The 407-nt window shown below is 66.1% G+C and carries 1 pseudogene; it reads left to right on the forward strand.

Going from position 1 to position 407, the window contains the following annotated elements:
- Nucleotides 1-106 precede the first annotated feature (106 nt).
- A pseudogene (locus EOC93_RS33835) lies at nucleotides 107-407 on the forward strand (RpiR family transcriptional regulator); the annotation flags it as partial.

Consider the following 407-nt stretch of genomic DNA (forward strand, 5'->3'; position numbering starts at 1 on the left):
GTATGGCCAGGTGGCAGGCGATGCGAATGCCATACGTCTGTGTGATCAGCTGTTTGCCGGCCCGCCGCCCTGGGTGGCGGAGCATTTCTAGGAACAAGGACCTTTCATGACATACGCGCTTATCGCCTCGCTGAGGGCGGCGGCTGGAGACATGACGCCGGCGCTGGCGCGCGTCGCCGAGACAGTGCTGGCGCAGCCGGACGCCACTTTGCGCCAGAGCATCACCGAGCTTGCCGAGGCGTCCGCCTCGTCGGAGGCCAGCGTCATGCGCTTCTGCCGCGACCAGGGTTTTGCCGGCTTCCAGGACTTCAAGCTGGCGCTGGCCAAGGAGTTGGCCACCGACGAGCGGGCGCGGGACATCGGCTTGCCGACCGATGACATCCAGCGGCTGGTGGAAACCGCCATCA

The sequence above is a fragment of the Mesorhizobium sp. M6A.T.Ce.TU.002.03.1.1 genome (genome assembly GCF_003997275.1).
Taxonomy (GTDB): Bacteria; Pseudomonadota; Alphaproteobacteria; order Rhizobiales; family Rhizobiaceae; genus Mesorhizobium; species Mesorhizobium mediterraneum.